This window comes from Burkholderia sp. SRS-W-2-2016, assembly GCF_001931485.1.
Lineage (GTDB): Bacteria > Pseudomonadota > Gammaproteobacteria > Burkholderiales > Burkholderiaceae > Paraburkholderia.
In genome coordinates this window covers 1-23,858 of the sequence record NZ_MSDV01000049.1, presented here as the reverse complement: position 1 = coordinate 23,858, position 23,858 = coordinate 1, and the positions used below count along the sequence as shown (strand labels likewise).

The 23,858-nt window shown below is 65.0% G+C and carries 24 protein-coding genes; 9 read left to right on the top strand and 15 right to left on the bottom strand.

Annotation, left to right across the window (positions count from 1 at the left end; all coding sequences use genetic code 11):
• Window positions 1–133 precede the first annotated feature (133 nt).
• Window positions 134–1,057, top strand: a complete 924-nt coding sequence (locus BTH42_RS21300; protein WP_075303083.1) for a LysR family transcriptional regulator — start codon at window positions 134–136, stop codon at window positions 1,055–1,057.
• A 58-nt stretch (window positions 1,058–1,115) separates the two neighbouring features.
• Here BTH42_RS21300 and ychF read toward each other — a convergent pair whose 3' ends face one another.
• The gene (gene ychF / locus BTH42_RS21295) at window positions 1,116–2,210 is read right to left on the bottom strand and encodes a redox-regulated ATPase YchF (RefSeq protein WP_075303081.1); all 1,095 of its coding nucleotides are present in this window, start codon (window positions 2,208–2,210) and stop codon (window positions 1,116–1,118) included.
• Window positions 2,211–2,505: 295 nt separating this feature from the next.
• Here ychF and BTH42_RS21290 point away from each other — a divergent pair, with 295 nt between their 5' ends.
• The 5 genes from BTH42_RS21290 (at window position 2,506) to BTH42_RS21270 (ending at window position 7,906) form a co-directional block, all read left to right on the top strand.
• A complete protein-coding gene (locus BTH42_RS21290; protein WP_256702117.1) occupies window positions 2,506–2,856 on the top strand; it encodes a hypothetical protein in 351 nt (116 codons plus the stop codon).
• Between the two features lie 142 nt (window positions 2,857–2,998).
• Entirely contained in the window at window positions 2,999–4,171 is a 1,173-nt protein-coding gene (locus BTH42_RS21285) for a UbiH/UbiF family hydroxylase (protein WP_075303079.1), read from the top strand.
• Window positions 4,172–4,403: 232 nt separating this feature from the next.
• Entirely contained in the window at window positions 4,404–5,129 is a 726-nt protein-coding gene (locus BTH42_RS21280; RefSeq protein WP_075303077.1) for a DsbC family protein, read from the top strand.
• Between the two features lie 142 nt (window positions 5,130–5,271).
• Window positions 5,272–7,062, top strand: a complete 1,791-nt coding sequence (locus BTH42_RS21275) for a M61 family metallopeptidase (RefSeq protein WP_075303075.1) — start codon at window positions 5,272–5,274, stop codon at window positions 7,060–7,062.
• Window positions 7,063–7,309: 247 nt separating this feature from the next.
• Window positions 7,310–7,906, top strand: a complete 597-nt coding sequence (locus BTH42_RS21270; RefSeq protein ID WP_075303073.1) for an FMN-dependent NADH-azoreductase — start codon at window positions 7,310–7,312, stop codon at window positions 7,904–7,906.
• Window positions 7,907–8,059: 153 nt separating this feature from the next.
• Here BTH42_RS21270 and BTH42_RS21265 read toward each other — a convergent pair whose 3' ends face one another.
• The 8 genes from BTH42_RS21265 to rpe form a co-directional block, all read right to left on the bottom strand.
• Complete coding sequence (locus BTH42_RS21265) at window positions 8,060–8,917, bottom strand: uracil-DNA glycosylase (RefSeq protein ID WP_075303071.1); 858 nt, start codon at window positions 8,915–8,917, stop codon at window positions 8,060–8,062.
• Between the two features lie 119 nt (window positions 8,918–9,036).
• Window positions 9,037–9,669, bottom strand: a complete 633-nt coding sequence (locus BTH42_RS21260; RefSeq protein WP_075303069.1) for a CYTH domain-containing protein — start codon at window positions 9,667–9,669, stop codon at window positions 9,037–9,039.
• A gap of 41 nt (window positions 9,670–9,710) precedes the next feature.
• Window positions 9,711–10,496, bottom strand: coding sequence for an indole-3-glycerol phosphate synthase TrpC (gene trpC, locus BTH42_RS21255; RefSeq protein WP_075303067.1), 786 nt, complete (start codon window positions 10,494–10,496; stop codon window positions 9,711–9,713).
• Between the two features lie 18 nt (window positions 10,497–10,514).
• Window positions 10,515–11,546: an anthranilate phosphoribosyltransferase gene (gene trpD / locus BTH42_RS21250; RefSeq protein WP_075303065.1), complete on the bottom strand. Its 1,032-nt coding sequence runs from the start codon at window positions 11,544–11,546 to the stop codon at window positions 10,515–10,517.
• 20 nt (window positions 11,547–11,566) lie between these two features.
• Window positions 11,567–12,157: an aminodeoxychorismate/anthranilate synthase component II gene (locus tag BTH42_RS21245; RefSeq protein ID WP_075303063.1), complete on the bottom strand. Its 591-nt coding sequence runs from the start codon at window positions 12,155–12,157 to the stop codon at window positions 11,567–11,569.
• 13 nt (window positions 12,158–12,170) lie between these two features.
• Window positions 12,171–13,664 (bottom strand): anthranilate synthase component I, encoded by a 1,494-nt coding sequence (trpE, locus tag BTH42_RS21240; protein WP_075303061.1) that lies wholly within the window; start codon window positions 13,662–13,664, stop codon window positions 12,171–12,173.
• A gap of 377 nt (window positions 13,665–14,041) precedes the next feature.
• On the bottom strand, window positions 14,042–14,758 hold the full coding sequence (locus BTH42_RS21235) for a phosphoglycolate phosphatase (RefSeq protein WP_075303059.1): 717 nt from the start codon (window positions 14,756–14,758) through the stop codon (window positions 14,042–14,044).
• A 7-nt stretch (window positions 14,759–14,765) separates the two neighbouring features.
• A complete protein-coding gene (gene rpe, locus BTH42_RS21230) occupies window positions 14,766–15,449 on the bottom strand; it encodes a ribulose-phosphate 3-epimerase (RefSeq protein ID WP_075303049.1) in 684 nt (227 codons plus the stop codon).
• A 341-nt stretch (window positions 15,450–15,790) separates the two neighbouring features.
• Between rpe and apaG the strand changes: the two genes are divergently transcribed.
• Entirely contained in the window at window positions 15,791–16,165 is a 375-nt protein-coding gene (apaG, locus tag BTH42_RS21225) for a Co2+/Mg2+ efflux protein ApaG (RefSeq protein ID WP_075303047.1), read from the top strand.
• Between the two features lie 163 nt (window positions 16,166–16,328).
• Here the strand turns inward: apaG and BTH42_RS35540 are convergent, their stop codons facing one another.
• Window positions 16,329–16,499, bottom strand: coding sequence for a hypothetical protein (locus BTH42_RS35540; RefSeq protein ID WP_178392210.1), 171 nt, complete (start codon window positions 16,497–16,499; stop codon window positions 16,329–16,331).
• Window positions 16,500–16,527: 28 nt separating this feature from the next.
• On the opposite strand from BTH42_RS35540, the gene BTH42_RS21220 reads away from it, so the two are divergent.
• Window positions 16,528–17,646: a murein transglycosylase A gene (locus BTH42_RS21220; RefSeq protein ID WP_075303045.1), complete on the top strand. Its 1,119-nt coding sequence runs from the start codon at window positions 16,528–16,530 to the stop codon at window positions 17,644–17,646.
• A 175-nt stretch (window positions 17,647–17,821) separates the two neighbouring features.
• Here the strand turns inward: BTH42_RS21220 and paaK are convergent, their stop codons facing one another.
• The 4 genes from paaK to paaN form a co-directional block, all read right to left on the bottom strand.
• Window positions 17,822–19,126: a phenylacetate--CoA ligase PaaK gene (gene paaK, locus BTH42_RS21215; protein WP_075303043.1), complete on the bottom strand. Its 1,305-nt coding sequence runs from the start codon at window positions 19,124–19,126 to the stop codon at window positions 17,822–17,824.
• A gap of 161 nt (window positions 19,127–19,287) precedes the next feature.
• Window positions 19,288–19,749, bottom strand: a complete 462-nt coding sequence (paaI, locus tag BTH42_RS21210) for a hydroxyphenylacetyl-CoA thioesterase PaaI (RefSeq protein WP_075303041.1) — start codon at window positions 19,747–19,749, stop codon at window positions 19,288–19,290.
• A gap of 1 nt (window position 19,750) precedes the next feature.
• Window positions 19,751–20,542: a 2-(1,2-epoxy-1,2-dihydrophenyl)acetyl-CoA isomerase PaaG gene (gene paaG, locus BTH42_RS21205; RefSeq protein ID WP_075303039.1), complete on the bottom strand. Its 792-nt coding sequence runs from the start codon at window positions 20,540–20,542 to the stop codon at window positions 19,751–19,753.
• Window positions 20,543–20,857: 315 nt separating this feature from the next.
• Window positions 20,858–22,558 (bottom strand): phenylacetic acid degradation protein PaaN, encoded by a 1,701-nt coding sequence (gene paaN / locus BTH42_RS21200; protein WP_075303037.1) that lies wholly within the window; start codon window positions 22,556–22,558, stop codon window positions 20,858–20,860.
• A gap of 139 nt (window positions 22,559–22,697) precedes the next feature.
• Here paaN and BTH42_RS21195 point away from each other — a divergent pair, with 139 nt between their 5' ends.
• Window positions 22,698–23,474 carry an enoyl-CoA hydratase gene (locus tag BTH42_RS21195; RefSeq protein ID WP_075303035.1) on the top strand — a complete coding sequence of 259 codons (777 nt, stop codon included), beginning with the start codon at window positions 22,698–22,700 and terminating at the stop codon, window positions 23,472–23,474.
• A 114-nt stretch (window positions 23,475–23,588) separates the two neighbouring features.
• Here BTH42_RS21195 and BTH42_RS35820 read toward each other — a convergent pair.
• Window positions 23,589–23,858 (bottom strand): hypothetical protein (locus BTH42_RS35820; protein ID WP_218642016.1); only part of this gene is annotated, 270 nt, incomplete at its 5' end.

The following is a 23,858-nucleotide window of genomic DNA, read 5'->3' as shown; positions in this document are numbered from 1 at the left end:
CTGTATGCTGCGCGCTAGCGGAATGAAAGAAAATCTAACGCGCGCCGCAGAGCACAAAAAATACTCAATGTTTATTGGGTGATAACGACGGGTTATTGGGACAGAAATGAACGAACGGCACGTTATTGCTCGCTTGCGAATCAAACACCTCGAGCTTCTGCTGGTGCTGGCGGAGGAGCGCAGCGTCCATCGAGCGGCCCAACGGCTGCAGATGAGTCAGCCGGGCGCGAGCAAGATGCTTCAGGAGCTCGAAGCATTGTTCGAGGCGCCGATCTTCGTCAGGGACGCGAGCGGGCTCGAGCCGACCGCCGCGGGGGAACGGCTGATCGATCGCGCGCGGATCATGCTGGGCGAAGTTCGCCTGATGAAAGCCGATGTCGATGAAGTCGCATTCGGCGTGAGCGGACGGGTCCGTGTGGGCATCGCGGCGGTCGCGGCCACCACGCTTCTGAGCACGGTGATTCGCAACATGCGGGAGGAGGCGCCGCGCGTGACGGTCGAGCTACAGGAAGGCTCGATCACGTGGCTGATCGAAGCGCTACTGAGCGGTGTGGTGGATTGCGTGCTGGCGCGGCTGTCCGAGCATACGTCGGCGCCGAAGCTGGCGCGGGAAAGTCTCTATGACGAGCGCGTCGCGACGGTCGCGCGGGTCGGTCATCCGATCTTCGCTACGCCGGTCGCTTCCACGCAGGAACTTACGGAGGCCGAATGGATTTTGCCGGCTCGCGGCGCGCCGATGCGTGAATCGATTAACCGCTTTTTCGCCGCGCATCGTTTGCCGATGCCGCAGCCGGTTGTCGAGTCGGTCAGTGTGATGGCGAATCTGTCGTTGATCCAGAGTTCGAATCTGCTCTGTTTCTTTCCGCAGCCGGTCGCGGAGGAGTTCGACCGGTTGTCCGCGCTGAAGATCGTGCGGACCGAGATGAATCTGATCATGCCGCCGGTGGGGCTCGTCACGCGCAGCGAGGCGCCCCTTGCGCTGGCGACCCAGCTGTTTATCAGGCTGACTAAAGAAGCGGTGGCCGAAGGTGAGCGCTGGTCGCTGATCCAACCGTAGCCCTTGAGCGGTGGAGGGCCGCGCGGACGCGGCCCCCGGATACCCGGTTGGACGTGGGTTAGACGTTGAACAGGAAGTTCATCACGTCGCCGTCGTGCACCACGTATTCCTTGCCTTCCGCGCGCATCTTGCCGGCTTCCTTCGCGCCTTGTTCGCCCTTGTACGCGATGTAGTCGTCGAAGCCGATGGTCTGCGCGCGAATGAAGCCGCGCTCGAAGTCGGTGTGGATCGCGCCGGCCGCCTTCGGCGCGGTGTCGCCGATGTGGATCGTCCACGCGCGCACTTCCTTCACGCCGGCCGTGAAGTAGGTCTGCAGACCGAGCAGGCGGAAGCCCGCGCGGATCACCCGGTTCAGGCCCGGCTCGTCCATCCCCATGTCGGCGAGGAACACTTCCATGTCGGCTTCGTCGAGGTCGGCGATTTCCGCTTCGACCGCCGCGCACACGGCGACGACCGGCGCGTTTTCGGCGGCTGCGAACTTCTTGACCGCGTCGAGGTGCGGGTTGTTCACGAAGCCGTCGTCCTTCACGTTGGCGACGTACATGGTCGGCTTCGCGGTGATCAGGCAGAACGGCTTGAGGGTCGCCTGTTCGTCTTCCGACAGTTGCAGCGCGCGGACCGGCTTGGCCTGGTCGAGCTGCGCGCGGACCTTTTCCAGCACCGCCGCGTTCTTCGCGGCTTCCTTGTCATTACCCGACTTGGCTGCCTTCGAGTAGCGCGCGAGCGCCTTTTCGACGGTCGCGAGGTCGGCGAGCGCGAGTTCGGTGTTGATCACTTCGATGTCCGACAGCGGATCGACCTTGTTGGCGACGTGAATCACGTTCTCGTCCTCGAAGCAGCGCACCACGTGCGTGATCGCGTCGGTTTCGCGGATGTTCGCGAGGAACTGGTTGCCGAGGCCTTCGCCCTTGCTCGCGCCGGCCACCAGACCGGCGATGTCGACGAATTCGACCACCGCCGGCATGATGCGCTCAGGCTTGACGATTTCGGCGAGCGCCTTCAGACGCGCGTCCGGCACTTCGACCACGCCGACATTCGGCTCGATCGTGCAGAACGGGTAGTTTTCGGCGGCGATGCCCGCCTTGGTCAGCGCGTTGAACAGGGTGGACTTGCCGACGTTGGGCAGGCCGACGATGCCGCATTTGAGGCTCATGGAAATCCTTCAGTGAATCAGTAAGTTGCGTGATGCGCTCGACGCTGGGCGGGGATCCGGAACGCCGTTGCGCAGGGCGGCGCGCGGCGGGCTCAGCGGAGCGGACAAGTCACCCGATCGGGGCGTTGGCTCGACGATTGAGTGCGAGTTTTCACGGAAAGCGCAATTGTAACCCGTTCGCCTGCGGCGGCCGGTCCGTGCATTTGGCCAAAGCCACTGTAGAATCGTTTGTCCAGAGCCGGCAGAGCTTGGCGGAGCTTATTTCTCGGGGGGCAGCGTGCGAATCATTGGATGGGTGGGAACCGCAGCCGTGGTCGCGATCGCGGTGGGCGCCGTCGTCACATGGGTCGCGCCGAATTTCGAAGAAGCGCAGGCCACCACGGACCGCCAGACGGTCGACTGCCTGACCAGCCATCTGTCGCAAGAAGACCGGGCGAACATCGCGCGGTTCGCCGACAAGAACGACTTCGATTCGCTGTGGCAGGTGTTCGACCGCGTGTTCCCCGACTGCGCGGTACGCGGCGATCAGCGCGACCGCAAGGCGCAGCTCGAAGCGGCCGCGTGGCGCAACCTGTCGTCCGATCGCGAGTTCATGCGCATGCGCGAGGCCAATGCGGCGCTCGCGGCCAGCGGCGCGGCGCACTGACCGGCACCAAGGCACTAACAGCACTCACATCGCGCATTAGCGCCGGCACCCTTTATCCCCAGCCCGGCAGCGCGTTCCAGCGGGCGCCAAATGCCGCGCCCATCGATCCGTCCCCCGCAACCCCCGCGGCTATAATGCGCGGATGAACGCACACCACCAGACTTTCGATGCCGCGGTGATCGGCGGCGGGCTCGTCGGCAAGATCGCGGCGCTCGCGCTCACGCAAGCCGGACTGCGCGTCGCGCTGCTCGCGCAGCCCTGCGCGGCACTGCCCGCCGGCGCCGCCTTCGACTCGCGGGTGTACGCGTTGTCGTCGAGTTCGCAGGCGTTGCTCGAACGGCTGCGGGTCTGGCAGGCACTCGATCACGCGCGGCTCGGCCCGGTCTACGACATGCGCGTCTACGGCGATGCGCACGCCGAACTCCATTTCTCCGCTTTCCAGGCATCGGTGCCGCAGCTGGCGTGGATCGTCGAATCGTCGGTGATCGAACGCTCGCTCGATGCGGCGCTGCGCTTCCAGCCGAATCTCAACTGGATCGACTCGCGCGCGCAGGCGCTCGATTTCACCGCCGACAGCGCCAGCGTCGGCCTCGCCAACGGCAACGTGCTCGCAGCCGACCTCGTGGTCGGCGCGGACGGCGCGCATTCGTGGGTGCGCGCGCAGATCGGCTCGAAGATGGGGCGGCGCGACTACAAGCAGACCGGCGTGGTCGCCAATTTCAAGGCGGAGCGGCCGCACGGAGAAACCGCGTACCAGTGGTTCCGCGACGGCGAAATCATCGCGCTGCTGCCGATGCCGGACGGCCATGTATCGCTGGTCTGGTCCGCGCGCACCGAGCACGCGGAGCAACTGCTCGCGCTCGATCCGGAACGGCTCGCGGCGGAAGTGGAGCGGGTGAGCGGCGGCCAGTTCGGCGCGCTCGAATGCGTGACGCCCGCGCAAGGCTTCCCGCTCGCGCTGCAAACGGTGGACCGGCTGGTCGCGCCGCGTGTCGCGCTGGTCGGCGACGCCGCGCATCTGATCCATCCGCTCGCCGGCCAGGGGATGAACCTCGGCTTGCGCGACGTCGCCGCGCTCGCCAGCACGATCGCCGGCAAGGAATCGTTTCGCGATCTCGGCGACATGGTGCTGCTGCGCCGCTACGAACGCTCGCGCCGCGAGGACATCCGCGCGCTGATGATCGCCACCGACGGCCTGCAGAAGCTGTTCGCGGTGCCCGGCCCGCTCGCGCGCGCGGTGCGCAACACCGGCATGGCGTTCGTCGGCGCGCAGCCGTTCATCAAGCGCTGGCTGGTGTCGGCCGCGCTCGGCTGAGCGCCGGCTACGCTCCTGGCTGCGCGCCAGGGCGAACCGCTGCTTGCCGTCAGGCGCCGCGAAGATAGCCGATGGCCGGTTAACCGCGGCCGGGGCAGGTATCATGAGCGGATCGACCGGTTGCGATCCGACCCGAAGCGGTGGGAAAGCGCGGAATAAAGGCGCGGTACTGAACAGCGCCGCCGAACGTGAAAAAAGCGCGCGATGCGCGACTGAACCCCAGGACTCCAGCATGAAAAAGACTTTCCGCATGGCAGCCGCGGCGCTCGCGATCGCTGCCGCCACGCTCGGCTGCTCGGCCCAGGCCGACCAGACCACCGACAAGCTCAAAGCCACGCTGCAAACGCGTCTGGCCGACGTGACGATCAAGAGCATCACGAAATCGCCGATCGCCGGTCTGTACGAGGTGAACCTCGGCACGCAGATCATTTACAGCGACGCCAACGGCGACTACCTGATGCTCGGCGACATGGTCGACGCGAAGACGCGCAAGAACCTGACCGAGGCCCGTCTGTCGGACACCAACCGGATCGACTTCGCGAGCCTGCCGTTCGCGAACGCGGTGAAGGTGGTGCGTGGCACCGGCGCGCGCAAGATCGCGGTGTTCTCCGATCCGAACTGCCCGTACTGCAAGCAGCTCGAAACCACGCTGAATTCGATCGATAACGTGACCGTCTACACGTTCCTGTACCCGGTGCTGTCGCCGGATTCGACCGCCAAGTCGAAGTCGATCTGGTGCTCGGCGGACCGCGCGAAGGCGTGGGAATCGTGGATGCAGAACCATCAGGCACCGACCGCCGCCGCGACCTGCGACACCGGCGCGATCGACAAAAACCTCGCGCTCGGCCGTTCGATGAACGTCGAAGGCACGCCGACGGTGTTCCTCGCCGACGGTCGCCGCCTGCCCGGCGCGGTGCCGGCCGAGCGGCTGGACCGCGAAATGTCCGCGGTGCATTAAGCACACTGGCGGGCAATATTCTCCGCGATGCGCGCCCCGGGCGTGCAACGCGTAAGACGAAAGGAGGCGCGCGCAGCGCCTCTTTTCGCATCAAGCTCCGAATTCCTTCGTCTCATTTTCCGACCTCTGCCAATTCCCACCGATGAAGCCGATCCGCTACACCATCGTTCCGAGTCAACCCGCCGCCCACCTGTTCGAAGTTACCGTGACCGTGGCCGATCCCGATCCGGCCGGCCAGCGCTTCATGTTGCCGGTGTGGATTCCGGGCAGCTACATGGTGCGCGAGTTCGCGCGCAACATCGTCACGCTGCGCGCGGTCAACGACGCGGGCCGCAAGGTGCGCGTCGAGAAAATCGACAAGCACACGTGGCAGGCCGCGCCGGTGAAGGGTGCGCTGACGCTGCGCTACGAGGTGTACGCGTGGGACCTGTCGGTGCGCGCCGCGCATCTGGACGACACGATCGGATTCTTCAACGGCACCAGCGTGTTCCTTGCGCCGCTCGGTCACGAGGAAGCACCGTGCGTGGTCGACATCCAGAAACCGCAGGGCGCCGCGTATCGCGGCTGGCGCGTGGCGACCGCGTTGCCGGAAGCGCGCGGCACCAGGCGCTACGGCTTCGGCGAGTACCGCGCACAGAACTATGACGAACTGATCGACCATCCTGTGACACTCGGCGAATTCGCGCTCGCCACCTTCAGCGCGCATGGCGTGCCGCACGACGTGGTGATCGGCGGTCGAGTGGTCGGGCTCGACATGGAGCGGTTGTGCAAGGACCTGAAGCGCATCTGCGAGGCGCAGATCGCGCTGTTCGAGCCGAAGTCGAAAAAGGCGCCGGTCGAGCGCTACGTGTTCATGACCCAGGCGGTCACCGACGGTTACGGCGGGCTCGAGCATCGCGCGTCGACCGCGTTGATCTGTAACCGCACCGATCTGCCGGTGCAGGGCCGCGACGCGATGAGCGAGAGCTACCGGACCTATCTCGGCCTGTGCAGTCACGAATACTTCCATACGTGGAACGTGAAGCGCATCAAGCCGGCCGCGTTCGCGCCGTACGATCTGAGCGTCGAGAACTACACGTCGCTGCTGTGGCTGTTCGAGGGCTTCACGTCGTATTACGACGATCTGATCCTCGTGCGCAGCGGCGTGATTTCGCCGGACGATTATTTCGGGCTGCTCGGCAAGGTGGTCGGCGGCGTGCAGCGCGGTAGCGGGCGGCTCAAGCAGAGCGTCGCCGAAAGTTCGTTCGACGCGTGGGTCAAGTACTACCGCCAGGACGAGAACGCGCCGAATGCGATCGTCAGCTATTACACGAAGGGCTCGCTGCTCGCGCTCGCATTCGATCTGACGATTCGCGCGCAGACCGGCAACCGCAAATCGCTCGATGACGTGATGCGGCTGCTGTGGCAGCGCTTCGGCCGCGACTTCTATCAGGGCAAGCCGGTCGGCGTCGGCGAAAACGAGGTCGAGGCGTTGTTCGCGGAAGCGACCGGCGCGCAACTGGCCGAGTTGTTTGCCGAGGGCGTGCGCGGCACCCGCGATCTGCCGCTCGCGGAACTGCTCGCGCCGTTCGGCGTGACGCTCGCGCCGGACGTCGACCGCAATGGCAAGCCCTCGCTCGGCGTGCGGTTGCGCGGCGGCGCGGATTGCACGCTCGCGGCGGTCCACGAGGGCAGCGCCGCGCAGAAGGCGGGCCTGTCCGCCGGCGACGTGCTGATCGCGCTCGACGGTCTGCGCGTGACCGGCGGCAATATCGACGCGTTGTTGAGCCGTTATCAGCCGGGCGCGAAGCTTGAAGTGCATGCGTTCCGCCGCGACGAGCTGCGTGTCGCCCAGGTGAAGCTCGACGGTCCCGAGGTGGCGCGCTACAAGCTCGCGGTCGGCGATAACCGTCCGGCCACGCGCAAGGCCCGCGAGCGCTGGCTGGCGAGCTGACCGGCCGCGCGCCAGCGCGCCGGTCGGCTCGCGCATTGGCGGGTGTTCCGGCCCGCGTGACCGGCTGGTTCGCGCGTGCCGCCACTCGCCAATCGTCGCCCGTCCCGCCACCAATCGGCGAGCGACGACCGCGGATTGTCCCACCCATGCAACAATCCGTCGCCGCCGGACCGCTTTTTCGCCGGGCCGGAAAAAAACACAATGGCTCCACTCGCGCAACACTGCGCGCCCCCTACTGGAGTCAACCATGACCACGATTCTGCAAATCAACTCGGCAGCCCGCTCGCAAGGCGCTAACTCGACGCTCCTCGTCAACGAGCTGACCGCCAGGCTGCAACAGTCGAACCCGGGCGCGCAAGTCGTCGTCCGCAACCTGCAAGCCGAGCCGCTGCCGCACCTCGACGACGACGTGCTCGGCGCGTTCTTCACGCCGGCCGAGCAGCGCACGCCGGAGCAGGCTGCGATCGCCGCGCGCAGCGAAGCGCTGATCGCCGAAGTGCAAGCCGCCGACATCATCGTGATCGGCGCACCGATGTACAACTTCGGCATCTCGTCGCAACTGAAGACGTACTTCGACTTCATCGCGCGTGCCGGCATCACGTTCCGCTACACCGCGAACGGTCCGGAAGGCCTCGTGACGGGCAAGAAGGTCTACATCGTGTCGGCTCGCGGCGGCAAGTACCTCGGCACCCCGAACGACAGCCAGACGCCGTACCTGAAGAGCTTCCTCGGCTTCCTCGGCATGACCGACGTGAATTTCATCTACGCCGAAGGCCTGAACATGGGCCCGGACGCTGCGAACGCGGCGCTGAGCTCGGCGCGCGAGGCAATCGCCGCGGTTTGAGCCATACCGGCTTGAACGCGTCGCAGCGCCGCTGACCGGCGGCGCTTGCGGGCAATAAAAAACGCCACGGATGGTGATCCCATCCGTGGCGTTTTTGTTTTTCGGCGCGGCCTGGTTGGTCCGTTTGGCCTGATTGGCCGCCCGGGTGAGCGGTTACGCGAGCATCTTTGCTTCGTCCGGCAGCCGCCAGTCGATCGGCGCGCGGCCGTGCTGCTCTAGATAATCGTTCGCCTTCGCGAAATGCCCGCAGCCGAGAAAACCGCGATGCGCGGACAGCGGCGACGGATGCGGCGCCTCCAGCACGCAGTGCGACTTGCCGCCGAGCAGCGCGCGTTTGGCCTGCGCGTGCGCGCCCCACAGCATGAAAACGAGGCCGTCGTGACGGGTCGCGAGTTCGTGGATCAGCGTGTCGGTGCACTTTTCCCAACCGCGTTTCGCGTGGCTCGCGGCGCTGTCGCGTTCGACGGTCAGCACCGTGTTCAGCAGCAGCACGCCCTGCTTGGCCCAGCTGTCGAGGCAGCCGTGCGGCGGCGCTTCGTGGCCGAGACTCGCGGCGATTTCCTTGAAGATGTTGCGCAGCGACGGCGGCGGCCGCACGTGCGGCGCGACCGAAAACGCGAGGCCGTGCGCCTGCGGCGTGCCGCGGTCTTCGCCGTGGTACGGGTCCTGGCCGAGGATCACGACTTTCACGTCGTCGGGGCTCGTCAGGCGCAGTGCGCGGAATACGTCGGCCGGATAGATGGTTTTGCCGGCCGCGCGCTCGCCGTCGACGAAACGGCATAGCGGCGCGTAGGCGTCGCTGTCGATGAACGGCTTCAGGTGCGTGCGCCATGCCGCGGGGAGGGCGGCGAACTGGGCTTCGAGCGTCGGCGGGGCGGTGTGGCCCGAGGCCTGGTGGGACGCGGCAGCGCTGGAGTTGGCGGGGGCCGGGGTCTCGGTGGAGACGGGTGCGGCGTCGTCGAACAACGACGCCTGCGGCGACTTGGAGCGGGTACGGGATGCAGAGGTCATGGCGGGGAAGTGTCGCAGCAAACGCGGCCGGGCTCAAGTTCGCGGGGCGTTATGAGCGCGGCGAAAGCCGGAGTTCGGACGCCGCCGTGAAGCTAAGGCCCGGCGCGGGGCCGCCTCAACTACTGCGTCCGCGCGCGCAACTGATACCCCCGCTGCGCCTTGCTGACGTTATCCGGCGCGAGGCCGGCAATCTGTTTGCCGAGTTCGGCCGCAAGCGTATGCAGTGCCGCTTCATCGCCCGATTTCAGTTCCAGTTCGATCTCCGAGATCGGCGCGCGACGCGCTTCGCCATTCACGTCGGCCCGCACCTCACCCTGATCGATCGCGGCCTCGATTTGCGCGCCATCCACTTCGAGCTGCCACAGCGTGCGCGTGAAATTCGTCTGGAACAACTCGATCAGCGACCCGGCCGCCGCGCGCAATGCGTCGGCCGCGGCCGGTTCGTCGCACGCGTTCAGCAACGCGTCGATTTCGAGCTTCGCACCGGCCACCGGCATTTCCCATTCGTGCCGGCTGTGCAATCCGTTCGCCGCGTTGCCGACCGTCTTGAACGTCTGCAGCCAGCCGTCCGGCGTGTGCCGCAAGCGCAGCGCGCTTTTGGACGACGCCAACGCCAACTGCGGCGTGTCGAAGTAGATATTCGCGAGCTTCACCGGCTCGCCGTCCTTGCCGGTGCGTGCGACGAACCACTGCGTCGCCGCCCGCACCTGCTGCGCCGGCAGCGCCAGCTTGATTTCGCGTTCCATACCCATGATGTAATTCCTTGCTCGTGCCTGACTACGAAACCTCAGGCTCAGAAAAACATCCGCGCAAGTTCCACACCCGGCTCTTGCGCGCGCATGAACGCTTCGCCGACGAGGAACGTGTGCACATCGCGCGCGCGCATCTTCTCGACGTCGTCGCGCGACAGGATCCCCGATTCGGTGACGACGATACGGTCGTCCGGAATCGCGTCGAGCATGCCGAGCGTGGTGTCGAGCGAGGTTTCGAACGTGCGCAGATTGCGGTTGTTGATGCCGATCAGCGGCGTCTTCAGCGTCAGCGCCGCCTTCAGTTCATCGCTGTCGTGCACTTCGACCAGCACCGCGAGGCCGAGCGAATGCGCGAGCGCTTCGAGGTCCTGCATTTCGGCGGTTTCCAGCGCGGCGGCGATCAGCAGGATCGCGTCGGCGCCCATCGCGCGCGCTTCGACGACCTGATACGGATCGACGATGAAGTCCTTGCGGATCACCGGCAACTGGCACGCGGCGCGCGCCTCCTGCAGATACGCGACGCTGCCCTGAAAGAACTGCACGTCGGTCAGCACGGACAGACACGCGGCGCCGTGCTTCTCGTACGAACGCGCGATGTCGGCCGGCACGAAGTTCTCGCGCAGCACGCCTTTCGACGGGCTCGCCTTCTTTACCTCGGAGATCACCGCGGCGAGTCCCGCCGCGTGCTTCGCGCGCAACGCGCCGACGAAGTCGCGCAGATCGCGCGACGACGCTTCGAGCCGCAATTCTTCGAGCGGCGCGCTCTGTTCGGCCGCGCGGATTTCTTCGCGTTTGACCGCGATGATGCGGTCGAGAATGTCGCTCATAGTTGTCTCGTTACGTGATTACTTCTTGAATTGCTGGGTGAAACGCACCAGTTCGTCGACCTTCGCGCGCGCCTTGCCGCTCGCGATCGCCTCGCGCGCGAGCCCGATGCCGTCGGCGATCGAGTCCGCGACGTTGGCCGCATACAGCGCGGTGCCCGCGTTCAGCGTGACGATTTCGCGCGCGACGCCCGGTTTGTTGTCGAGCGCGTCGAGCAGCATCACCTTCGATTCGCCCGCGTTGCCCACCTTCAGCGTGCGGTTCGACACCATCTGCATGCCGAAGTCTTCCGGATGGATCTCGTACTCGCGGATCTCGCCGTCGCGCAACTCGCCGACCAGCGTGGCGCCGCCGAGCGACACCTCGTCCATCCCGTCCATCCCGTACACGACCAGCACGTGTTTCGCGCCGAGCCGCTGCATCACGCGTACCTGAATCCCGACGAGGTCCGGATGGAACACGCCCATCAGCTGATTCGGCGCGCCGGCCGGATTGGTCAAAGGACCGAGGATGTTGAAGATCGTGCGCACGCCGAGTTCGCGGCGCACCGCGGCGACGTTCTTCATCGCCGGATGATGGTTCGGCGCGAACATGAAGCCCATGCCGGTTTCCGCGATCGAGGCCGCGACCTGTTCCGGCGGCAGATCGATGTTCACGCCGAGCGCCTCGAGCACGTCCGCGCTGCCCGACTTGCTCGACACGCCGCGATTGCCGTGCTTCGCGACCTTCGCGCCGGCCGCGGCCGACACGAACATCGTCGCGGTCGAGATGTTGAACGTGTGCGCACCGTCGCCGCCGGTGCCGACGATGTCGACGAAGTTCGAGTTGTCCTGCACGTGCACGTGCTGGGCGAACTCACGCATCACCGTGGCGGCCGCGGTGATTTCGCCGATGGTCTCTTTCTTGACGCGCAGGCCTGTGATGATCGCGGCCGACATGACGGGCGACAGCTCGCCGCGCATGATCAGGCGCATCAGATGCAGCATTTCGTCGTGGAAAATTTCGCGGTGCTCGATGGTCCGCTGCAGCGCTTCCTGGGGCGTAATTGACATGATGTCGTCTCTCATTCTTATCAGGCGTGGCGGGAAACAGCGAGCTTCGACTGCTTGACGAAGTTTTCGAGCAGCGCGTGGCCGTGTTCGGACAGGATCGATTCCGGGTGGAATTGCACGCCTTCCACCGCGAGTTCTTTATGGCGCACGCCCATGATCTCGCCGTCTTCGGTCCATGCCGATACTTCGAGACAGTCGGGCAGCGATTCGCGTTCGATCGCGAGCGAGTGATAGCGCGTCACCGTGAAGTGCTTCGGCAGATCCGCGAACACGCCCTTGCAGTCGGTTTCGATCGTGCTGACCTTGCCGTGCATGATGGTCTGCGCGCGCACCACGCGGCCGCCGAATGCCTCGCCGATCGCCTGATGGCCGAGGCACACGCCGAGGATCGGCGTCTTGCCGGCGAATTCGCGCAGTACGTCGAGCGTGATGCCGGCGTGTTGCGGGTTGCTCGGGCCGGGCGACAGGCAGATGCGCTCGGGGTTGAGCTTCGCGATGTCGTCGAGCGTGATTTCGTCGTTGCGATAGGTGCGCACGTCTTCGCCGAGTTCGCCGAAGTACTGCACCAGGTTGTAGGTGAACGAGTCGTAGTTGTCGATCATGAGCAGCATGGTGGGTCTCCGGTCAGAAGTCGCTATCGAGGCCGTCTTGAACCTGTTCGGCCGCACGCAATACCGCGCGCGCCTTGTTCTCGGTCTCCTGCCATTCGGATTCGGGCACCGAATCGGCGACCACGCCGGCGGCCGCCTGCACATACAGATTGCCGTTCGCGATCACGCCGGTGCGGATCGTGATCGCCAGATCCATCTCGCCGGTGAACGACAGATAGCCGACCGCTCCGCCGTAGAGGCCGCGCTTGACCGGCTCGAGTTCGTCGATCAGTTCCATCGCGCGAACCTTCGGCGCGCCCGACAGCGTGCCGGCCGGGAAGGTCGCGCGCAACACGTCGTAGTTAGTGACGCCGGGTTTGAGCTTGCCTTCGACCGAACTCACGATGTGCTGCACGTGCGAGTACTTTTCGATCACCATCTTGTCGGTCACGACGACCGAGCCGATTTGCGCAATACGACCGACGTCGTTACGCGCGAGGTCGATCAGCATCACGTGCTCGGCGATTTCCTTCGGGTCGTTCAGCAGTTCGGTCGCGAGCGCGGTGTCGCGCTCGGGCGTGTTGCCGCGCGGCCGGGTGCCGGCGAGCGGGCGGATCGTCACGATGCGATCCTCGCCGCGCTTTTCCTGGCGCACCAGAATTTCCGGCGACGCGCCGACCACGTGGAAGTCGCCGAAGTTGTAGTAATACATGTACGGCGACGGATTCAGCGAGCGCAGCGCGCGATACAGCGACAGCGGATTGTCGCGATACGGCTTGGTCAGGCGCTGGCCGACCTGCACCTGCATCAGTTCGCCGGCGGCGATGTATTCCTTCGCCTTGCGCACCGCGGCCAGATAGTCGTCCTTCTTGAATTCGCGGTAGATCTCGGTGCGCACGCTGCCCGACACGACCGGCGGCTCGACGGTCACGCGCAGCCGCTGACGCAGCTCGCGCAGACGATGCTTCGCTTTCGTGTACGCCTCGGACTGGGTCGGATCCGCGTAGACCACCAGATAGAGCTTGCCGGCGAGGTTGTCGATCACCGCGACTTCCTCGGTCAGTAGCAGCTGGATGTCGGGCAGGTTCAGATCGTCTTTCGGCGCGCTGTGCGCGAGCTTTTTCTCGATGTAGCGCACCGCGTCATAGCCGAAGTAGCCGGCCAGACCGCCTGTGAAGCGCGGCAGCCCCGGACGTTGCGCGACCTTGAAGCGCGCCTGGAACTGCTGGATGAACGCGAGCGGATCGCCGTCGTGCGTTTCGACGACCGCGCCGTCGCGCACCACTTCCGACACGCCGTTGCGGGTACGCAGCACGGTGCGCGCCGGCAGGCCGATGAACGAATAGCGCCCGAAGCGCTCGCCGCCGACCACCGATTCCAGCAGAAACGAGTTCGCGCCGTTGCGCTCGGTCTGCGCGAGCTTCAGGTACAGCGACAGCGGCGTTTCGAGGTCGGCGAGCGCTTCGGCGATCAGCGGAATGCGGTTGAAACCCTCGTTGGCGAGGGACTGGAATTCGAGTTCGGTCATGTTCCGATCCTGTACGGTGGTCCGGCGGCGGCTAGCGTCAGACGAAAGCGGGGGCGTGGCGCCTCCGGTCAGGGCGAGGGTCGAGTTCTCGACGCGATGATACCGACCGGCGCGCGTTTCCCATCGACGCGGGCAAGCGGTGCGTGGGCGCAGCGGTACTTTGCGGGTACGCGCAGGCTCAATCAGCCGATGCCGCAGCGAATAGTCAGACGATGGAAAAAGCGCGTGAGCGCTGCGAAGTAAAAAACGGTTGCCGAAGACGAGCTTCAGCGTACCTCAGGCGAGGTTAGCGCGACCAGCGACGCCAGGGCCAGGCTCCCCGGTCGATGCTAATGCGACTCCGTTTTTTATTCAGAAACATGAAGATGATGGACTGTTCAAGTCGTGGATTGGTGCGCTGCGATCGCCTTGGCGGCGTCGAACAGCGAGGCAACTATACCATCGGATTTTATCGTTTGTATAGCTTGGCCATGGTTGTAGCCGTAGGGCACGGTCAGCGTCGCCATACCGGCCGAGCGGCCCGCCAGCGCGTCGTTTTCCGAGTCGCCGATCGCGACCGTTGCCTCGGGCGCGACGCCTAATTGCGCGGCGGCGGTGAGCATCGGCAGCGGGTCGGGCTTCTTTTTCGCGAGGCTGTCGCCGCCGAGCACGACGCTGAAATACTGCGCGAGACCGTACTGTTGCAGCAGTTCGAGCGCGAAGCGGTGCGGCTTGTTGGTCACGCACGCGAGTTTGAGGCCCGCGTCGCGCATCGCGCGCAGACCCGCTTCGACGTCCGGATAAAGCCGCGTGTGCACGCCGTTGATCTTCGCGTACTCCTCCTGATAGATCGCCAGCGCTTCCTCGAAGCGGTCCTGCGCATGCTCGGCCTCGAAGCGCGGCGCGAGCACGCTGCGGATCAGATGCTCCGAACCCTTGCCGACATAGCCGACCACTTCCTCGCGCGAGGTTTCGGTGGCGTCGAGTTGCGCGAGCATGCCGTTCAGGCCGGCGGTGAAGTCGTCGGCGGTGTCGACCATCGTGCCGTCAAGATCGATGATCGCGGCTTCGACGCGCGGGCCGGTGAAGATGGGGGCGGGGTACGGAGCGGTCATCGGTGGCTTAGCGTTGAACGGTGGCGAGGGCGGCGCGCATCTTGTCGATCACGACCTTGTGATCGGGCTGACCGAAGATCGCCGAGCCGGCCACGAAGGTGTCCGCGCCGGCCGCTGCGATTTCCGCGATGTTGTCGACCTTCACGCCGCCGTCCACTTCGAGGTGGATGTCGCGGCCGGTGCGCTCGTTGTACGCGTCGATGCGCTTGCGCGCTTCGCGCAGCTTGTTCAGCGCTTCGGGAATGAACGACTGGCCGCCGAAGCCCGGGTTCACCGACATGATCAGCACGAGGTCGACCTTGTCCATCACGTGATCGAGATAGTTCAGCGAGGTCGCCGGGTTGAACACGAGACCGGCCTTGCAGCCGTGGTCGCGGATCAGCGACAGCGTGCGATCGACGTGTTCCGACGCTTCCGGGTGAAAGCTGATCAGGTTCGCGCCGGCTTTCGCGAAGTCCGGCACGATGCGGTCGACCGGACGCACCATCAGATGCACGTCGATCGGCACGTCCACGTGCGGGCGGATTGCTTCGCAAACGAGCGGGCCGATGGTCAGGTTCGGCACATAGTGGTTGTCCATCACGTCGAAGTGGATCCAGTCGGCGCCGGCGGCGACCACGCTACGGACCTCTTCGCCCAGACGGGCGAAATCGGCGGACAGAATGCTGGGGGCGATGCGAAATTGCGTCATGACAGGGGCGGATGCGAGCGGAGAAAGCGCCATTTTACCGGTTTGGCGGCGCGGGCCGTGGGCGGGCTGCGCGTCGCGCAATGACCTGATGAAACAGGGGCGAGCGTACCAACGCGTCCGGCGGAGCGCGTGGGAAAAGTCGCGTCGGAAAGCGAAGCGGCGAAAAGTGTCTGTCGTCGCGTCGCGCGTTTGCCTGGACAAGCTTTTGTCCGGTTGCGGGCGTGCCGCGCATCAAGCAGAATGCCACTCCATGAGCGCCCGCGTCGCCGCTGCACCCGCAGACCATCGGCGTTCGGGCCTTCCACGATTTTTCACCCCCGTTTGACCAGACCGGAATCAGGATGAGCCAGTACGAATTCAGCGTATCGGCGCAGGTGCAATACCTGCCCGAAGAATCGGATCCGGAGCGTCGCCAGTACGCCTTTGCCTACACGCTGACCATCCGCAACACCGGCCAGGTGCCCGCGCAGTTGATCGCGCGTCACTGGATCATCACCGACAGCGACAACACCGTGCAGGAAGTCAAAGGCCTGGGCGTGGTCGGTCATCAGCCGCTGCTTAAGCCGGGCGAGCATTTCGAGTACACGAGTTGGGCCGTGATCGCGACGCCGGTCGGTACGATGCGCGGAGATTACTTCTGCGTGGCCGAGGACGGCGAGCGCTTCGATGCGCCGGTGCCGGAGTTCGTATTGCGCATGCCGCGGACCTTGCATTGAACCGACGCGGCGGTGCGCGGTCTTTTAATGACTTTGTATGGACGCGACGTAGCCTGGCGCAATGAATGGCGGGTGCGAAGCGGGCGGTTGAATGCGTGGCGAGACACGTGGGCCGGTGAGCACCCGATGCGCAATCAGGCGTGCCGCTCGCCGAACCGCGGCGCTACGGCTTCTGCTGTTGCTGTTGCTGCTGGGACTGTTGTGCCGAGCGACTACGCGTCGCTTTCTTCCTGCCCGACGACGTCCATACAACGATAAACACGAGCAGGAAGAGCGCGAGCAGCGCTTCCAGCGCGAAGATGAGCATCGGGTATTCGTCGAACAGATCAGACATGGCGGTTTCCATCAAGAACGAACATTGTATGCGTTTTGTCCGCCGCGCCGGCGCGTGGCTCGGTGCGTTGTCGGTTGCGGTGATGCTGGCGTCCTGCGGTGGCGGCGGCGCGATCCGTCCTTCGCCTCCAACCGGCGCGGCGATCGTCCCAGGCCAGATCGCGTCGGCGCGGCTGACCGCGGTGGCGTGGCAGCAGGTGCCCGGCTGGCAGGACGACTCGTTGATCGGCGCGACGGCCGCGCTGCGGCAGAACTGCGTGCGACTCGCGCGCCAGCCGACCTGGTCGCGCGCGTGCGCGGCGGCCGCGCAAATCGACGATCTCGACGTCACCGGCGCGCGCGCTTTCTTCGAAGCCTATTTCACGCCGTTCCAGCTCGCGAACAACGACGGCACGCTAGACGGTCTGGTCACAGGCTACTACGAGCCGTTGCTGCGCGGCTCGCGCACCCGGCATGGTGTCTATCAGACCGCGTTGTATCGCTGGCCCGCCGGCTATCGCGCGGGCGCCCCGCTGCCGGTGCGCGCGCAACTCGAACGCACCGGGGTGCTGAACGGCAACGAACTCGTGTGGGTCGACGATCCGATCGAAGCGTTCTTCCTGCAGGTGCAGGGCTCCGGGCGCATCGTGATGGAAGACGGCAGCGTGATGCGGGTCGGCTTCGGCGGCACCAATAATCAGCCGTACAAATCGATTGGCCGCTGGCTGCTCGATCGCGGCGAGATCACGCCGGCGCAGGCGACGATGCAGGGTATCAAGGCGTGGGCGAAGGCGAATCCGACGCGCGTCGACGGCCTGCTGGATACCAATCCGCGCTTCGTGTTTTTCCGCGAGATGCCGTCCGCCGAAAGCATGCCGGCCGGCGGCGCGGACGGTCCGATCGGCGCGCTCGGTGTGCCGCTGACGCCGGAGCGTTCGATCGCCGTCGATCCGAGCGCGATCCCGCTCGGCACGCCGGTGTTCCTGCAGACCACGCGGCCGCTGACGAATTCGCCGATGAACCGCCTCGTGTTCGCACAGGACACCGGCAGCGCGATCAAGGGCGGCGTGCGCGCCGACTACTTCTGGGGCCTGGGCGACGACGCCGGCGATCTGGCCGGCAAGATGAAGCAGGGCGGCAGGATGTGGCTGTTGCTGCCGAATTCCTGAGGGGCGGGTTAGTGCTGCGGCTGAGAGTGAGCCGCGGTTGAAGTCGTAGCAAGGCACGACGCTGAATTGAAAACGGCGTCACGTGCGGATTTCGATCCGGACGTGACGCCGTTTTTTTCAGGGCGAGGATTTTGGCCTTTTTGCAGCGTCTGCCAGCGTCCGACAGTTACCCGAATCAGAGCCCCGACTTGCGCTTGTCCACCACCCGCCGCGCCTTGCCCACCGATCGCTCGATCCCGTTCACCGCCAGCACATTGACCACCGCGCTCACGCCGATCAGCGCCTTGATGTCGTAAGCGAGGGCATTTTTCGCGTTGGTCAGCGCGACCGTATCAGGAGCCGTTTCAGGGCAGGGTTCGACATTCAGCGTCAGCACGTCGAGCGGGCCTTCCTTGGTCAGCACGATCTGATAGTGCGGCGCGAGCGCGCGCTGGCGCAGCAGCAGTTCTTCGATCTGCGTCGGGAAGACGTTGACGCCGCGCACGATCATCATGTCGTCCGAGCGGCCGGTGATCTTTTCCATCCGGCGCATCGTGCGTGCGGTGCCGGGCAGCAGGCGCGTGAGGTCGCGGGTGCGGTAGCGGATGATCGGCAGCGCTTCTTTGGTCAGCGACGTGAACACCAGTTCGCCGAGCTCGCCGTCGGGCAGCACCTCGCCGGTTTCCGGATCGATGATCTCGGGGTAGAAGTGATCTTCCCAGATCGTCGGGCCGTCCTTGGTCTCGACGCACTCCGACGCGACGCCCGGGCCCATCACTTCGGACAGACCGTAGATGTCGACCGCGTCGATGCCCATGCGCTTCTCGATCGCCTGGCGCATGTCGTTGGTCCAAGGCTCCGCACCGAAAATGCCGATGCGCAGCGAGCAGGCGGCCGGATCGATCCCCTGGCGTTCGAGTTCGTCGGCGATCGACAGCATGTAGCTCGGCGTCACCATGATGATGTCCGGGCGGAAATCCTGGATCAGCTGTACCTGCTTTTCGGTCTGGCCGCCGCCGAACGGAATCACGGTGAGACCCGCGCGCTCGGCGCCGTAGTGCGCACCGAGGCCGCCGGTGAACAGACCGTAGCCGTAGCTGATGTGTACCTTGTCGCCGCGCTTCGCGCCGGCGGCGCGGACCGAGCGCGCGACCAGATTCGCCCACGTGTCGATGTCGCGCGCGGTGTAGCCGACCACGGTCGGCTTGCCGGTCGTGCCCGACGACGCATGAATCCGCGAAATCTGCTCCTGCGGCACCGCGAACATCCCGAACGGATAGCTGTCGCGCAGATCCTTCTTGGTCGTGAACGGAAAGCGCGCGAGGTCGGCGAACGATTTGACGTCGCCCGGGTGAACACCGGCTTCGTCGAACTTGCGCCGATAGACCGGCGAATTTTCGTACGCATGGTTCAACGACCATTTGAGCCGTTCAAGTTGAAGCGCGGCGAGTTCGTCGCGGCTGGCGGTCTCGATCGGATCGAGCGGAAGGGCGGTGCTCATCGAATGTCTCCTTACTGCCTCAGTGCCTGGGTCTGGATGTAGGTGGCGCGCGCTCGCCGGAATGCCGCGCGGAAGTTGAACCGCGAAGGCGGCTCGGGGCGCCGCCTGCCGCTAACTAACTGTTGGTCGATCTGTTGGTCGATCTGTTGGTCGATCGTGCGTTAGTCGCCTGTCGGAATCAGATTGCCTTTGATTTGCGCCGACTTGCCGCGGAACATCGCGACGGTTTCACCGGCACGATTGGTCACGCGAATATCGTAAATGCCGGTGCGCCCGCTCAACGTCTGCTCGACCGCTTCCGCGCTCAGCACGTCGTTGCCGTACACCGGGCGCAGAAACTCGATCGAACAGCCGGACGCGACCGTATTGATGTTGTACGTGTTGCAGGCGAACGCGAAGGTCGAATCGGCGAGCGTGAAAATCAGCCCGCCGTGGCAGATCTGGTGGCCGTTCAGGAAGTCGTCGCGCACGGCCATGCGCAGCCGCGCGTAACCTGGGCGCACTTCGAGAATTTCGAGCCCGAGCGCGCGGCTGCAGGCGTCGTTTTCGTACATCGCGGCGGCGGTCGCGCGGGCGAGTTCGTCAGCTGTCATCTGGTCGGGGCGGTTGGTTTGAGTGGACATATCAGCGGCCCTCGAAGCGCGGCGCGCGTTTTTCGATAAACGCCTGCACGCCTTCCGCGTAATCGTGCGAGGCGCCGAGCTCACGCTGCAGGTCGCGTTCGAGGTCGAGTTGCTGGTCGAGCGTTTGTGTCGTGCCGGTGCGCATCGCCTGCTTGATAGCGGCAATCGCGCGGGTGGGTTGCTGCGCCAGTTGAGTCGCCAGTTTTGCCGCGGCGGAAGCGAGTTCGGCGTCGTCGAGCACCTGCCAGATCAGCCCCCAGCTTTCGGCTTTCTCGGCGCTGAGTTTGTCGCCGGTGATCGCGAGTCCGAGCGCGCGTGCCATGCCGACGCGCTGCGGCAGCAGCCACGTGCCGCCGGAGTCCGGCACGAGGCCGATTTTCACGAACGCCTGAATGAAGCTCGCCGAGCGCGCCGCGAGCACGAGGTCGCAGGCCAGCGCGAGATTCGCGCCCGCGCCGGCGGCCGTGCCGTTGACCGCCGCGATCACCGGCAGCGGCAGCGCTTGCAGACGGCGGATCAGCGGGTTGAAGTATTCGTCGATCAGGCCGCCCAGATCGGTCATCGCGCCCGGCGTGAAATCGAGGTCGGCGAGGTCCTGGCCGGCGCAGAAGCCGCGGCCGGCGCCGGTCAGCACGAGCGCGCGCGCACCCGACGTCTCGACCTTGCCGAGCGCGTCGGCCAGTTCGCGGTGCATCGCACGCGTGAAGCTGTTCAGTTTGTCCGGACGGTTCAGCGTGATCGTGGCGACGTGGCTCGATGAGTCGATGTCCAGCCGGATCGCTTCATATGACATTGGGTGTCTCCTCAAAGTCTCGTTGACCGATGGGCACGGTGCCGTGGCTAGCGAAAAGATTCGCGCGCCATCGCGGCGCCGCGACCTCTGTTCGCACGTACTGCACTAGATGTTTCGATGTGCCGCGTGACGCGCGGGTGGCGCAGCGCATCGCGAATGGGTGCGTCGGCCATCGAAACTTTCGCTCGGGTGGATCGACACCGGGTGCCGATCCGCTCTTCCATGTTAGTTAGAGTGCGCAGCGTGGTCCATTCGGCTGGAAGGCATAGGACCGTCCGTCCATGGTGATGGCGCTGCGCTTTTGACCTATGTCATTCAGCCAGCTACCGCCGGCGCCGCTTTGGGTTCAACATGAACCCGGCTTTGAACGACGCGGAAGCGGTTGGCTACGAAAGCGGCATCGGCCAGCGCTGCATTGGCGGCGGGATTCGCGCCGGTGCCGTGGAAATCCGAGAAGGCCGCCGATTGATTGACGAAGACGCCGCCGGTCAGGTTGATCGACAGCGCGACGCCGCCGCGGATCGACGCTTCGTGCGCGGCGTCGAGCACCGCGTCGTCCGTGCTGTAGACCGACAGCGTCAACGCGCCGTGCTCGGCGGCGATCGTGCCGGCGAGTTCTAGCGACTGCGCGGTCGAGTCCGTCGCGATCACGAACGAAATCGGCCCGAACCATTCGCGGGTGAATTGCGCCTGATCGCTCGCGGCGTCGAGTTGCAGCACGAGCGGCGTGCGTACGCGAGCGCTGGGGAACGACGGGTGTTCGAGCGTCTGGCTCGCGGCGAGAACGCGGCCGAGCTTGCCGGCTTCGTCGATGCGCTGCACGACGCCTTCGTTCTGGATCGCGCCGAGTAGTTCGACTGCGCGGGCCGGATCGGCGACGAGCTTTTGCACTGCGCCGGCGAGTGCCTGCGCGACGTCGTCAAAGCTGAGTGTGCCTTCGGCGGTGCGAATGCCATTGCGCGGCACGTAGATGTTTTGCGGTGCGGTGCACATCTGGCCCGAGTACAGCGCCAGCGAAAACGCGATGTTGCGTGCCACCGCTTTGAGGTCGTCGACCGAATCGATCACGATCTGGTTGACGCCGGCTTTCTCGGTGTAGACCTGCGCCTGGTGCGCATTGCGCTCGAGCCACGTGCCGTTTTGCGTGCTGCCCGTGAAGTCGATCAGTTTGATTTCGGGGCGCTGCGCGAGGTCCTGGACCAGCGCGCCGTCGTTCGGCTCGGTGGCCAGCAGCGTGACGACATTCGGATCGAAGCCCGCGTCGCGCAGCACATCGCGCGCGATGCGCACGGTCAGCGCGAGCGGCAGGATCGCGCCCGGGTGTGGTTTGACGATGACGGTGTTGCCGGTCGCGAGGTCGGCGAACAGGCCCGGATAGCCATTCCACGTCGGGAACGTGCAGCAACCGAGGATGAGGCCGGTGCCGCGCGGCACGACGGTGTAGCGCTTGTGCATTGCGAGCGGCGGATTCTTGCCCTGCGGCTTTTCCCAGTGCGCGTCGGCGGGAATGCGGCGCAGTTGGTCCCACGCGTACGCGACTGCTTCGAGCGCGCGATCCTGCGCATGGGGGCCGCCGGCCTGGAAGGCCATCATGAAGGCTTGGCCGGTGGTGTGCATCACGCTGTAGCCAAGTTCGAAACTGGCGCGATTCAGACGCGTAAGGATTTCGAGACTCACGCCGATCCATGCCTGCGGGCCGGCCGCGCGCCAGTCGCGCTGCGCGACGGCGGCTGCGGCAATGAGCGAGTCCGGGTCGGCTTTCGGGTAACGCACGCCGAGCGCAAAGCCGAACGGCGAGACTTCGGTGCCGACGGTTTGTCCGTTGGACGGCTGGTCAAGTTCGAAGGTCTTGTCGAGCAACGCTTTGAACGCGGCTTCGCCGTCCGCGTTGGCGGTTTCCCCGTACACTTTCGGACTGGGCATCTCGACGAACGGGCTCCAGTAGCCGCGCGTTTCGAGCGCGGCGAGCGCCTTGTTCAGCGTGTCTTCGTGCTTCGTGAATAGCGGATGTGTCATGACGATGAGGGCCTGGCTGTACGTTGGGAAAAGCCTGTCGAATAATTGACCGACCGGTTGGTTGGCGAATGGTAGCATTATTAAGAGAGCCGCGCGAAGCGTTTTCGCGTGGGTATTAACCATATGGAGTGGAGGCTGCATGGCATACGAAAACATTCTGGTTGAGACGCGTGGACGGGTGGGGCTGATCACGCTGAACCGTCCGAAGGCACTGAATGCGCTGAATGATGCGTTGATGGACGAACTGGGCGCCGCGCTGCGCGAGTTCGACGCCGACGACGCGATCGGCGCGATCGTGGTGACTGGTAGCGAGAAGGCCTTCGCGGCTGGCGCGGACATCGGGATGATGGCGTCCTATACCTATATGGATGTTTATAAGGGCGACTACATCACGCGCAACTGGGAGACGGTTCGTTCGATCCGTAAGCCGATCATTGCCGCGGTCGCGGGCTTCGCGCTCGGCGGCGGCTGCGAACTGGCGATGATGTGCGACATGATCTTCGCCGCGGATACGGCAAAGTTCGGTCAGCCGGAAATCAAGCTTGGCGTGATGCCGGGCGCGGGCGGCACTCAGCGGTTGCCGCGCGCGGTATCGAAAGCGAAGGCGATGGACCTGTGTCTGACCGCGCGCTTCATGGATGCGGCGGAGGCGGAGCGTGCTGGCCTCGTGTCGCGCGTGATTCCGGCGGCTTCGCTCCTCGACGAGGCCGTCGCGGCGGCTGCGACGATTGCCGAGTTCCCGTTGCCGGCGGTGATGATGGTCAAGGAATCGGTGAACCGCGCCTATGAAACGACGCTCGCGGAAGGTGTGCATTTCGAACGCCGCCTGTTCCACTCGCTCTTCGCCACCGAAGACCAGAAGGAAGGTATGGCCGCCTTCGTAGAAAAGCGCAAACCGGTTTTCAAACACCGTTAATACGCTTGTCAAAATAACGCTTGCAAGCTCTCCTGCCAGCGACTAGAATCTCGCTCTTTCGTGCTCCGGACACCGGGGTACGGGGAAGCGGGAGAGCCTTAAGTGGTGCGGGCTTCAGCGACGTAAGCGGGTTAAGAAGTTGATAAAAACCTGTTGACGATTCGATGAAAGTTCTTCATAATCTCGTTTCTCTGCTGCTGATGCAGCAACGCAAACGAAGCAGCGCCAAGGCGCTGCGAAGTAAGCGAATCGATCTTTAAAAATTAACAGCCGATAAGTGTGGGCACTTGATGCGGAATGCAGCGGCGGATTCTTCGGAGTCTGCTGTATAGCAAAAGTATCAAAAGCCTCACACAGTATTAGAGGAAGGTTTGTCTGTCGAAA

Coding starts and splice junctions, on each gene's coding strand:
- ychF (WP_075303081.1), bottom strand. CDS start 2,210: ATGAGCCTCAAATGCGGCATCGTCGGCCTGCCCAACGTCGGCAAGTCC.
- BTH42_RS21285 (WP_075303079.1), top strand. CDS start 2,999: ATGAACGCACACCACCAGACTTTCGATGCCGCGGTGATCGGCGGCGGG.
- BTH42_RS21280 (WP_075303077.1), top strand. CDS start 4,404: ATGAAAAAGACTTTCCGCATGGCAGCCGCGGCGCTCGCGATCGCTGCC.
- BTH42_RS21275 (WP_075303075.1), top strand. CDS start 5,272: ATGAAGCCGATCCGCTACACCATCGTTCCGAGTCAACCCGCCGCCCAC.
- BTH42_RS21270 (WP_075303073.1), top strand. CDS start 7,310: ATGACCACGATTCTGCAAATCAACTCGGCAGCCCGCTCGCAAGGCGCT.
- BTH42_RS21265 (WP_075303071.1), bottom strand. CDS start 8,917: ATGACCTCTGCATCCCGTACCCGCTCCAAGTCGCCGCAGGCGTCGTTG.
- BTH42_RS21260 (WP_075303069.1), bottom strand. CDS start 9,669: ATGGGTATGGAACGCGAAATCAAGCTGGCGCTGCCGGCGCAGCAGGTG.
- trpC (WP_075303067.1), bottom strand. CDS start 10,496: ATGAGCGACATTCTCGACCGCATCATCGCGGTCAAACGCGAAGAAATC.
- trpD (WP_075303065.1), bottom strand. CDS start 11,546: ATGTCAATTACGCCCCAGGAAGCGCTGCAGCGGACCATCGAGCACCGC.
- BTH42_RS21245 (WP_075303063.1), bottom strand. CDS start 12,157: ATGCTGCTCATGATCGACAACTACGACTCGTTCACCTACAACCTGGTG.
- trpE (WP_075303061.1), bottom strand. CDS start 13,664: ATGACCGAACTCGAATTCCAGTCCCTCGCCAACGAGGGTTTCAACCGC.
- BTH42_RS21235 (WP_075303059.1), bottom strand. CDS start 14,758: ATGACCGCTCCGTACCCCGCCCCCATCTTCACCGGCCCGCGCGTCGAA.
- rpe (WP_075303049.1), bottom strand. CDS start 15,449: ATGACGCAATTTCGCATCGCCCCCAGCATTCTGTCCGCCGATTTCGCC.
- apaG (WP_075303047.1), top strand. CDS start 15,791: ATGAGCCAGTACGAATTCAGCGTATCGGCGCAGGTGCAATACCTGCCC.
- BTH42_RS35540 (WP_178392210.1), bottom strand. CDS start 16,499: ATGTCTGATCTGTTCGACGAATACCCGATGCTCATCTTCGCGCTGGAA.
- BTH42_RS21220 (WP_075303045.1), top strand. CDS start 16,528: ATGCGTTTTGTCCGCCGCGCCGGCGCGTGGCTCGGTGCGTTGTCGGTT.
- paaK (WP_075303043.1), bottom strand. CDS start 19,126: ATGAGCACCGCCCTTCCGCTCGATCCGATCGAGACCGCCAGCCGCGAC.
- paaI (WP_075303041.1), bottom strand. CDS start 19,749: ATGTCCACTCAAACCAACCGCCCCGACCAGATGACAGCTGACGAACTC.
- paaG (WP_075303039.1), bottom strand. CDS start 20,542: ATGTCATATGAAGCGATCCGGCTGGACATCGACTCATCGAGCCACGTC.
- paaN (WP_075303037.1), bottom strand. CDS start 22,558: ATGACACATCCGCTATTCACGAAGCACGAAGACACGCTGAACAAGGCG.
- BTH42_RS21195 (WP_075303035.1), top strand. CDS start 22,698: ATGGCATACGAAAACATTCTGGTTGAGACGCGTGGACGGGTGGGGCTG.